Below are 9977 nucleotides of genomic sequence, written 5' to 3' on the forward strand. Positions count from 1 at the left end.
CGCAGCGCGCCGTCGAGCAGACGCGCGGCCAGTTGCGCGATGCGCTGCGTGTCGGCGTCCATGCGCTCGGCGGCCAGCGCGCACGCCGTGCCCATGCCGACGATCTGATGCGTCGCGAGCGTGCCCGAACGCAGTCCGCGCTCATGGCCGCCGCCGTGCATCTGCGCCGCGATGCGCGCGGCGGCTTCGCGGCGCACATACAGCGCGCCGATGCCCTTCGGCCCATAGACCTTGTGCGCCGACATCGACAGCAGATCGATACCGAGCGCGTTCACGTCGATCGGCGTCTTGCCGAGCGCCTGCGCGGCGTCCACGTGCAGCAGCGCGCCCGCCGCGTGCACGATCGGCGCGATGGCGGCGATGTCGGTCAACGTGCCGATCTCGTTGTTCACGAGCATCAGCGAAACGAGGCCCGTGTCGTCGCGCAACGCGGCCTGCACGGCGGCGGGCGTGATGTCGCCGTGCGCGTCGGGGCGCACGAAGCTCGCTGTCATGCCGCGCTTTTCGAGGCTCGCGACGGTGTCGAGAATCGCCTTGTGTTCGAGGCAGCTGGTGATCAGATGGCGACGGTCGGCGGCGTTATCCGCGTAGCCTTTCAAGGCGAGATTGTTCGATTCGGTCGCGCCCGAGGTCCAGACGATCTCGTCGGCGTGCGCGCCGATCAGCGCGGCCACCTGGGCGCGCGCGGCTTCGACCAGCGAGCGGGCCTGCGTGCCCGCCGCGTGCGAACTCGATGCCGGATTGCCAAACGCGCCTTCCATGCCGAGGCATTCGCTCATGGCGGCAATCACGCGCGGGTCGGCCGGCGTGGTCGCCGCGTAGTCGAAATAGTGCAGTTTTTCAGCCATTCTCGTGGTACTGGGAAAAGAGATTGCGAGACTCGAATGGCCATCCATGCTACGCGGCAGCGACGAGAAAATGATTCCAAATCGCTCGCCGATTTCGGGCAAACGCAGAATTATTTTTTCTTTCGTGCCAGATCCGGACGCGTCTGCGCGTCTTTAAAGCGGAAAACCGTTAAACCGGCGCGTCGCCGAGATGCTCGGTATGCATGTCGCTGAGGCGGCACAGCAAAATGCCATAGCCCGTGAGATGCCCGAGATACACGCTGGTATAGATGCCTGCCGCGGGCAGCGCTTCGAACAGCGTCTGAAGCGTGGCAAGCCGCAGCGGCTTGGCGTCCAGTCCGGGCCGTTCGACTCGCAGATCGGCGACATCGGCGAGTTGCCGGTGCGCGGCGGCGAGCAAACCGAGCCCGCGCAGATATTCCGTTTTCCAGTGCGCATCGAGCGCTTCGAATTGCGCATGAAACGTATCGAACGTTTCGAGAAAATTGACCACCGAATCGAACAGTTCGTGATAACACCAGAAAAGCGGCAGGCGCGAACGATTGCGCTGCAAATGCGGCGACACCCACGACTGCGCGAGATCCGCTTTCAATAGATCGTGCGCCTCTTTCAGATTGCTGCTCGATTTACGCAGCGCCGCCGTGAGCGACTTCAATTGCGTGCGGTCGAGTTTCTCTTCGGCGATTTGCGTGAGCAGCGCCGTCGCCTGTTCATTGCCGCTATTCACGAGCGTATTCGCCCAAAAACCGTGATCGGGCGGAAACACAATCTGCTGGATCACGAAGCCAAGCAGCATGCCGAGCCCCACGCCAATCAGGCGTTGTTCGAGCAAGGGAATATGTTCGCCGGTATAGAGCACGAGCGTCATCGGCACGGTGATGCTCGTCATCTGAAACACCGAGGGACGCAGACTCACGATCGCGAAGATCACGATCGGCAGCAGCAGCACGCCCAGCCATAAATGCGGGGCGGTCAGCCAGATCAGCAATGTGCCGATAGGCATGGCCACGAGATTCGACGTCACGCGCTTGTAGAAATAACCGCGCGCCGCCGAAATCGAACTGCCGAGCGCCAGCGTAAGCATGGCCGAACCGGCGAGCGCGACGGCCGCGTCGGGATAACCGAAGTGATAGGGAATGGCAAAGCCGATCCACAAGCCGAGCGTGAGCTTCGTGTACTTCGCCATTTCCGATAACGAAAAGCGCGCGAACGAGCGGCGAAACGGCGTTAAGGGTTTGTGGACGTATTGGGAAGGCGTCATGGGCGTCGATCGATACAGGCGATATCAGGATGCTAATCGAGCCGGCGCATTTTCTGGCGGCCATTTACGCCATGACGTGGCGCTATTTTCCGGATCCATGACGATGACCTGCGGTTAGTTTCCAGTTAGCTCGCCGAAAGCTTTTATTTGCACTGCACCATGCCTTTTTCTTCGTTAATCGTCTGATGAATTCGCGTAACGCCCGCCCAATCAGCGTTTTCCCGAATCCGCCAAGCTTGCGATTTATTTTCAATTTCTTTCGAGTTTTTATCCCTTACCGTCTTGCAAGTTGTTTGGCGTTCGCATTGCGAACCTCACTATGATTACTGAGCAATGGGGTAGGCCCATGACGATAAAAACCAAGGTCTCGATATGTCTGCCTACGTGCAATCGTCCCGATCTGTTGATTCGCTGCATTGAATCGTGTTTGCAGCAAACACATACAAACATCGAAATCGTGATTGGCGACGACTCGCAGGACGACCGTACGGCGGCTTTAATCGCCGCGCGTTACGGTCGCGATAAGCGCATCGCGTATCGGCACAACACGCCTTCGCTCGGACAGGCGCGCAATGTCGCGAGTCTGTTCGCGCGCGCCACCGGCGACAAGATTCTGCTGATTCACGACGACGATTTGCTGGTCGCGAACGGCATCGAAAAACTGCTGGCGCAATGGACGCGTTATCCGGATCTGCAGGTCGCGTTCGGCAATCAATATGAAGCCGATCATCGTGGACGCATCGACCTCGCGGGCAGCCGGCGGCTCAATCTCGCGTTTCATCGCACGCCTGCGGCGGCCGGTTTGCAGGCGCTGCCCGGACGCGCGGGCATCGTACAGATGTTCCCGAACAACGGCTGGCTCGCCGACGCCGCGCTCGTCAAGCAGATCGGCTATGGCGGTCACGACGAGGTGTGCTGCGACTTCGTGTTCGGCACGCAGCTGTGTCTCGCGGCACGCAAGGTCTGTTATGTGGACGACTATGTGTCGGTCTATTGCAAGACCGACGTCTCGGTTTCGCAGGCTACGCGGCACACGCCGAATGCCGCTTCGCTCGCAGCCTGGCGTTTCGTGCAGACGCTGGCGTTGCCGCCCGCGCTCGAACCCGCGCGCCGCATCGCGTTGCGGCGACTCGTGCCGATCGTCGTGTCATTGCATGCGCGCAATCGCGAGGCGCGTATCGGCCTGAAGCTCGCGCTGCGCAATCTGCGCGCGTATCGCTTCGGTTTGAGTCCGCGTCTCTACTATCACCTGCTGATGATCTGGCGCGGCGCGCGGCGCGTGAATCCAGCGTTGCCGTCACTGGATTTCGACGCGGGCGAGCAGCCCGTCGACATCACGCGCACGCGACTTCCTTAGGATACCGATATTTTTGCTATGAGCCCATGACCTTGTGAGCGTCGGACGGTCCGGTGCGGTCGGGCGTGCCCATGGTTTCGAGCGCGGAGTCGTGATGCAGCAGCAGCGCGGCCGCCGCGCCGACAAGGCCCGCGCCCGCGAGGCACAGCAGCCCCGCGCCGAAGCCACCCGTGCTGTCCTTGATCCAGCCCATCGCATAGGGGCCGAAGAAGCCCGCGAGATTGCCAAGCGAGTTGACCGCCGCGATGCCGCCCGCCGCCGCCGCGCCTGAAAGAAAGGCGGCGGGCAGCGTCCAGATCACCGGCAGGCAGCCGAAGATGCCGAATCCCGCCACCGAAAGCGCAAGCATCTTGAGCACCGGATTGTCGAGTCCCGCCGCCGCCGCAATGCCCGCTGCGGCCACCGCGAGCGCGAACGCCACGTGCTTCTTGCGTTCGAGACGCCGGTCCGAATGACGGCCCCAGAACACCATCGAAATCACGCCGACGATATACGGCAGCGAGGTCACGAAACCGGTCTGCACGTTCGTGAGCCCGAACGCCTTGACGATCTGCGGCAGAAAGAAACTCAAGCCGTAATTGGTGGCGTTCGCACCGAAGTAAATCAGCGCCACGGCCAGCACGCGCGGATTGATCAGCGCTTCCACCACGCTGAACGTATGCACCGCTTCGCGATGCTTGCGCTCCTGCGCCTGACGCGCGACGAGCCATTCGCGTTCGTCGTCGGCGAGCCACGTCGCTTGCGCGGGTTTGTCGGTGAGATAGAACAACACGCCGAACGCCATCACGAGCGCGGGCGCCGCTTCGATCAGATAGACCCATTGCCAGCCAGCGAGTCCGGCGAGGCCGTCCATCGACAGCAGCGAGCCCGACACCGGACCGCCGATCACCGTCGAAAGCGGAATGGCCGCCATGAAATAACCCACCACGCGCGCACGATATTTAGCGGGAAACCAGAGTGTCAGCAAAAAGATGATGCCGGGGAAAAAGCCCGCTTCGGCAATGCCCAGCAGAATGCGCAAGGTATAGAACACGTGCGCGTTCGACATGCCGCTCCACTTCGCGATATGCGGAATGAACGCCATCGCGCCCGCCAGCAAGCCCCACGTAAACATGATGCGCGCAATCCAGCGCCGCGCGCCGAAACGTTCGAGCAGCAAATTCGACGGCACTTCGAAAAAGAAATACGCAATAAAGAAGATACCGGCGCCAAAGCCGAATGCGCTCGCCGATAAATCGAGCGCCTTGTTCATTTGCAGCGCAGCAAAACCCACATTCACGCGATCCAGATAGGCGATGAAATAGCAGACGATCAGGAAGGGCACGAGGCGTGCCGTCACGCGGGACATCGTGCGCGTTTCGAGGTCCATCGGTTGTCTCCTTCAAGGCTGGCGTCTCGCTCCGCCGCACCTGCGCCGGCACCGGGCCAGTCCGTATCATGTGGTTACAGACTAGGCGCTCGCGCGCCGTTGCGAAAGGCGCGTTTCATAAAACGTCTGCTATCGGATTGAGCAGCGATTGACCAGCGATCCAATGCCGATCGACTGCCGATTTACCGCGGGCTTTCTGCCGCATTGCAGCTTAAGCGCAGCTTTTTTTCATTCCGGCTAACATGGCCGTTCGATTTTTATATCGGGCGGCATCGCCGCGAACCCAACCTGATTCAGGAGCACCAGAAATGTCTTTCCGCATGACGATGTTGGCGGCCGCAGTTGTGGCCGCGAGTGTGGCCAGTGCAGGCGCGCAAGCCCAGGTCGCCGGCGCGCAGCCGCTGAGCGTGACGGTCGAGCAATCGCAGGCACTGCTCGAAGGCTGGAGCGTGAAGAAGAGCGTGCTCGGCAAGGCCGTCTATAACGACGACAACGTCAAGGTGGGCACCGTGCGCGACCTGATCGTGGCGCCGGACGGTTCGGTATCGGCGGCCATCGTGGCAGCGGGCGGCTTCCTCGGCGTGGCGGCACACGACGTGGCCGTGCCCATCGCTTCGCTCGAAGTGCGCAAGGGCAACCTCTATCTGCCGGGCGCGACCAAGGAAGCGCTCAAGGCCACGCCGGCCTTCCAGTACGCGAAGATCGAATCGCCGCCGAAGCCCAAGCGCGTCGACAACAAGCAGCAGGAACAGCAGCAATAAAGTAGCAAGCAGCACGACGCGGGCGGCGCAATGCCGCTCGCGCACGCGTCGGCGCATGATTGACGCTGGCGCGCGCAGTCGCGAAAACAGTCGTTTTACCTATGACTCGCGAGTCGCGCGCTCTAGCCGCCCTGCGCCATCTCCCGCAGTTCGATCCCTTCCCACGACCCGCGCGCGCATAGCGCTTCGATGGTTTCGCAGATCGTGCGGCGCACCGCCAGCGACGCCGAACTCACCGGCAAGGCATTCGGCCAGCAGATGCTCGCGGGCCGCCGGATCACAGGATCGACGATGCGGCGCATTCTGGGCCGGTCCGCGCTCGCCCGCAGCGCCAGCGCCGAAGCGGGCAGAATCGTGCACGCCGCGCCCGACTGCGCGAGCGACAGCAGAATCGGCAGCGAATCCACATCGGCGATGATATTCAGCGGCACCTGCTCGCGCGCGAACGTGCGCTCCAGCAGCAGGCGCAGGCCGTTCGCCACGCCGGGCGCGACCATCGGCACGTCGGCGAGCGAGGCCAGCGTGACGGTGCGCGTGCGCGCCGACACGCCGCGCGGCTCGCCCAGCAGATACAACTCCTCGTCGAGCACCGGCAGCGCGGAAATGCCCGGCGTGGCCGTGTCGCGAAACAGAATCGCGAGGTCGAGCCGCCCGTTCGCGAGCAGTTCGTTCAGATAGCCGCTCATGCTCTCGAAGAATTGCAGGCGAATGCCCGGATAACGTTCGCGCACGCGCTCGAACACCGGCATCGCCAGCACGGACGTCATGGTGGTCGGAAAGCCGATCGCGACCGTGCCCGACTCCGCGCCCACGCCGTCGCGCACTTCCTGGCGCAGCTGTTCCATCTGATGCAGCACGAGCCGCGCATGGCGGTAAAGCGCCTGCCCGGCCGCCGTGGGCTTGACGCCCTGCGGACTGCGCACGAGCAGCGGCACGCCGAGATCGTCTTCGAGCTTCGCGATCTGCTGGCTCAGCGAAGGCTGCGCCACGAACAGCTTTTCGGCGGCCTTGCCCAGACTGCCGTAATCGACGATATGCACGAAATAGCGAAGCTGACGAACGTCCATGAGGTGCTGCCCTTCCTGCCGGTTCAAGCGAGGGTCATAGGATACCCTTATGACCGGCACATTCAATCGGTATTTCCGCCGCGCGGGACATTCGCCTACAGTCGCCTCATTCCTATTGCAAAAAGCGCTGGCCGCACCGGCGCTGGAGACGGCGATGCACGCATGCCAACCCGATCGGCTCGAACAGCCGACGCAGAACGTCACAGATTTCCTCTCCCCCGCTCCGGCCGCCGCGCTGGCCGCCACGCTCGATTGCCGCAGCACGCCGCGTTCGGGCGACGCGCTGCCGCCCATCTGGCATTGGCTCTACTTCTGGTCCGCCGCGCCGCAAGCCGAGCTGGGCAGCGACGGTCATCCGCAAAAAGGCGGTTTCCTGCCCGATCTCGGTCTGCCGCGCCGTATGGCGGCGGGCGGCCGCATGAGCTTTCATGCGCCGCTCAGAATCGGTGCGCAGGCCGGGCGCGTCTCGCGCGTGCTGAACGTCGAGCATAAGGAAGGCCGCAGCGGCCGTCTCGCGTTCGTGACCGTCGAGCATGCGATTGAATCCGATGGCGTGACGGCGATCCGCGAGGAACAGGACATTGTGTATCGCGAGCCGGCGCAGCCTGGCCAGCCGCAACCGAAGCCCACGCCCGCGCCCGCGAACGCCGACTGGACGCGCGAGATCACGCCGAGCGAAACGCTGCTGTTCCGCTATTCGGCGCTCACCTTCAACGGCCATCGCATTCACTACGACCGCGAGTACGCGCGCGGCGTCGAGGGCTATCCCGATCTCGTCGTGCACGGTCCGCTGATCGCCACGCTGCTGCTCGACCTCGTATCGCGCAGCGTGCCCGGCGCGGTCGTGCGCGAGTACGCCTGGAAAGCGGTCCGGCCGACGTTTCTCGGCCACCCGTTTCGCGTCTGCGGCCGCCGCGCCGAAGACGGTCAATCCATCGAGTTATGGGCGCAGGACCACGACGGCGCGCTGACCATGTCGGCGCGCGCCGTGCTCGCCTGAAGCATCGCGCCCCGCAGGCTCCTTCCTTCCACCGAGATTCACCGAGATCCACGACATGAACGACGCCACGCCCGATCAATTCCAGGACATTCGCGAAGCCGTCCGCGATCTGTGCAGCCAGTTTCCGAACGAATATCACCGCAAGATCGACGAAGCGCGCGGCTATCCCGAAGCCTTCGTCGACGCGCTCACGAAAGCGGGCTGGCTCGCCGCGCTGATTCCGCAAGAGTACGGCGGCTCGGGCCTCGGCCTCACCGAAGCGTCGGTGATCATGGAAGAAATCAACCGCAGCGGCGGCAACTCGGGCGCGTGCCACGGCCAGATGTACAACATGGGCACGCTGCTGCGCCACGGCTCCGAAGAACAGAAGCGCAAGTATCTGCCGAAGATCGCCAACGGCGAACTGCGTCTGCAGTCGATGGGTGTGACCGAACCGACCACCGGCACCGACACCACGAAGATCAAGACCACGGCCGTGCGCAAGGGCGACCGTTACGTGATCAACGGCCAGAAGGTGTGGATCTCGCGCGTGCAGCATTCCGACCTGATGATCCTGCTCGCGCGCACCACGCCGCTTTCGGATGTGAAGAAGAAAAGCGAAGGCATGTCGATCTTCATCGTCGATCTGCGCGAGGCCATCGGCAAGGGTCTCACCGTGCAGCCGATTCTGAACATGGTCAATCACGAGACCAACGAGCTGTTCTTCGACAACCTCGAAATTCCGGCGGAAAACCTCATCGGCGAAGAGGGCAAGGGCTTCAAGTACATTCTGGACGGCCTCAACGCGGAGCGCACGCTGATCGCGGCCGAGTGTATCGGCGACGGTTACTGGTTCGTCGACAAGGTGTCGCAATACGTTAAGGATCGCCAGGTATTCGGCCGTCCGATCGGCCAGAACCAGGGCGTGCAGTTCCCGATCGCGCGCGCGTTCATCAACGTGGAAGCCGCGAACCTGATGCGCTTCGAGGCCGCCCGCCGCTTCGACGCGCACGAGCCCTGCGGCGCGCAGGCCAACATGGCGAAGCTGCTGGCCGCCGACGCCTCGTGGGAAGCCGCCAACGCCTGTCTGCAATTCCACGGCGGCTTCGGCTTCGCGTGCGAATACGACGTCGAACGCAAGTTCCGCGAGACGCGTCTCTATCAGGTTGCGCCGATTTCCACCAACCTGATTCTCTCGTACGTCGCCGAACATATTCTCGGCCTGCCGCGTTCGTTCTAACCGGAGAGCCGAATCATGCGCCCTCTCGAAGGCATCAAGGTCGTCACGTTCGAGCACGCAATCGCGGCGCCGTTTTGCACGCGCCAGCTCGCGGATCTGGGCGCGCGCGTCATCAAGGTCGAGCGTCCCGGCGTGGGCGATTTCGCGCGCGGCTATGACGAGCGCGTGCACGGTCTCGCCTCGCATTTCGTCTGGACCAACCGTTCGAAGGAAAGTCTCACGCTCGACGTGAAGCGCGCCGAAGCGCTGGAGATCGTGCACACGCTGCTCGCCGACGCCGACGTGTTCGTGCAGAATCTCGCGCCCGGCGCGACGCAGCGGCTCGGCCTCGGCTACGACGCGCTGCGCGAGCGCTATCCGCGTCTGATCGTCTGCGATATCTCGGGCTATGGCGGCGACGGTCCGTATCGCGACAAGAAGGCCTACGACCTGCTGATCCAGAGCGAGTCGGGCTTTCTGTCGATCACCGGCACGCCCGACGAATCCGCGAAAGCCGGTTGCTCGATCGCCGATATCGCCGCGGGCATGTACGCGTATTCGAACATTCTCGCGGCGCTGATCGAGCGCGGCAAAACCGGGCGCGGACGCCATATCGACGTGTCGATGCTCGAAAGCATGGTCGAGTGGATGGGCTATCCGCTCTACTACGCGATCGACGGCCAGACGCCGCCGCAACGCAACGGCGCGGCGCACGCCACGATCTATCCGTACGGTCCGTTCAAGGCCGGCGACGGCAAGTCGGTGATGCTCGGTCTGCAAAACGAGCGCGAATGGAAGGCGTTTTGCGATGTCGTGCTGCGCCAACCCGAACTCGCCGACGACGAGCGCTTCGCCTCGAACAGCCGCCGCGTCGAGCATCGCGCGGCGCTCGGCGCACTCATCGTTGCGGCCTTCGCCAGCCTCAGCGCGCACGACGTGGTCGAGCGCCTCGAAGCCGCGAAGATCGCCAACGCGCACATCAACGACATGCAGGCCGTGTGGGAGCACGCACAGCTCGCCGCGCGCGAACGCTGGACGCAGGTGCAGACGCCTGCGGGCGCGGTGCCCGCGCTGCTGCCGCGCGGCGTCACGCTCGCGGACGCGCCGCGTATGGAC

General features: G+C 63.5%; 9 protein-coding genes. 5 read left to right on the forward strand and 4 right to left on the reverse strand.

Translation table 11 applies throughout. From position 1 onward, the window contains the following. Together G3N97_RS32350 and G3N97_RS32355 are read right to left on the reverse strand one after the other, a co-directional pair. On the reverse strand, positions 1-848 hold an 848-nt coding region (locus G3N97_RS32350; protein WP_205996999.1), incomplete at its 3' end, for an aminotransferase class V-fold PLP-dependent enzyme. A 169-nt stretch (positions 849-1017) separates the two neighbouring features. Continuing rightward, positions 1018-2109 carry an FUSC family protein gene (locus tag G3N97_RS32355; protein WP_205997000.1) on the reverse strand — a complete coding sequence of 364 codons (1092 nt, stop codon included), beginning with the start codon at positions 2107-2109 and terminating at the stop codon, positions 1018-1020. A 346-nt stretch (positions 2110-2455) separates the two neighbouring features. On the opposite strand from G3N97_RS32355, the gene G3N97_RS32360 reads away from it, so the two are divergent. After that, complete coding sequence (locus G3N97_RS32360) at positions 2456-3466, forward strand: glycosyltransferase family 2 protein (RefSeq protein WP_205997001.1); 1011 nt, start codon at positions 2456-2458, stop codon at positions 3464-3466. Positions 3467-3482: 16 nt separating this feature from the next. On the opposite strand, the gene G3N97_RS32365 is transcribed toward G3N97_RS32360, so the two are convergent. Then, positions 3483-4835, reverse strand: a complete 1353-nt coding sequence (locus G3N97_RS32365) for an MFS transporter (RefSeq protein ID WP_205997002.1) — start codon at positions 4833-4835, stop codon at positions 3483-3485. A 308-nt stretch (positions 4836-5143) separates the two neighbouring features. Here G3N97_RS32365 and G3N97_RS32370 point away from each other — a divergent pair, with 308 nt between their 5' ends. Continuing rightward, complete coding sequence (locus tag G3N97_RS32370; protein ID WP_205997003.1) at positions 5144-5596, forward strand: PRC-barrel domain-containing protein; 453 nt, start codon at positions 5144-5146, stop codon at positions 5594-5596. A gap of 122 nt (positions 5597-5718) precedes the next feature. Here G3N97_RS32370 and G3N97_RS32375 read toward each other — a convergent pair whose 3' ends face one another. Beyond that, the gene (locus G3N97_RS32375) at positions 5719-6663 is read right to left on the reverse strand and encodes a LysR substrate-binding domain-containing protein (protein ID WP_065061529.1); all 945 of its coding nucleotides are present in this window, start codon (positions 6661-6663) and stop codon (positions 5719-5721) included. A 154-nt stretch (positions 6664-6817) separates the two neighbouring features. Here G3N97_RS32375 and G3N97_RS32380 point away from each other — a divergent pair, with 154 nt between their 5' ends. From G3N97_RS32380 to G3N97_RS32390, 3 genes are all read left to right on the forward strand, one after another. Next, positions 6818-7663 (forward strand): MaoC family dehydratase N-terminal domain-containing protein, encoded by an 846-nt coding sequence (locus G3N97_RS32380; RefSeq protein ID WP_205997004.1) that lies wholly within the window; start codon positions 6818-6820, stop codon positions 7661-7663. Positions 7664-7718: 55 nt separating this feature from the next. Next, the gene (locus tag G3N97_RS32385; RefSeq protein WP_183717010.1) at positions 7719-8882 is read left to right on the forward strand and encodes an acyl-CoA dehydrogenase family protein; all 1164 of its coding nucleotides are present in this window, start codon (positions 7719-7721) and stop codon (positions 8880-8882) included. A 15-nt stretch (positions 8883-8897) separates the two neighbouring features. Further along, positions 8898-9977, forward strand: a 1080-nt coding sequence (locus G3N97_RS32390) for a CaiB/BaiF CoA-transferase family protein (protein ID WP_205997005.1), incomplete at its 3' end; no start/stop codon positions are given.

Origin of the sequence: Paraburkholderia sp. Ac-20347 (genome assembly GCF_017104805.1) — a bacterium.
GTDB lineage: Bacteria > Pseudomonadota > Gammaproteobacteria > Burkholderiales > Burkholderiaceae > Paraburkholderia > Paraburkholderia tropica.

What these genes read in the sequence shown, in the direction of transcription:
- G3N97_RS32355 (WP_205997000.1), bottom strand. Translation starts at nt 2,109, where the DNA reads ATGACGCCTTCCCAATACGTCCACAAACCCTTAACGCCGTTTCGCCGC.
- G3N97_RS32380 (WP_205997004.1), top strand. Translation starts at nt 6,818, where the DNA reads ATGCACGCATGCCAACCCGATCGGCTCGAACAGCCGACGCAGAACGTC.
- G3N97_RS32365 (WP_205997002.1), bottom strand. Translation starts at nt 4,835, where the DNA reads ATGGACCTCGAAACGCGCACGATGTCCCGCGTGACGGCACGCCTCGTG.
- G3N97_RS32375 (WP_065061529.1), bottom strand. Translation starts at nt 6,663, where the DNA reads ATGGACGTTCGTCAGCTTCGCTATTTCGTGCATATCGTCGATTACGGC.
- G3N97_RS32385 (WP_183717010.1), top strand. Translation starts at nt 7,719, where the DNA reads ATGAACGACGCCACGCCCGATCAATTCCAGGACATTCGCGAAGCCGTC.
- G3N97_RS32360 (WP_205997001.1), top strand. Translation starts at nt 2,456, where the DNA reads ATGACGATAAAAACCAAGGTCTCGATATGTCTGCCTACGTGCAATCGT.
- G3N97_RS32370 (WP_205997003.1), top strand. Translation starts at nt 5,144, where the DNA reads ATGTCTTTCCGCATGACGATGTTGGCGGCCGCAGTTGTGGCCGCGAGT.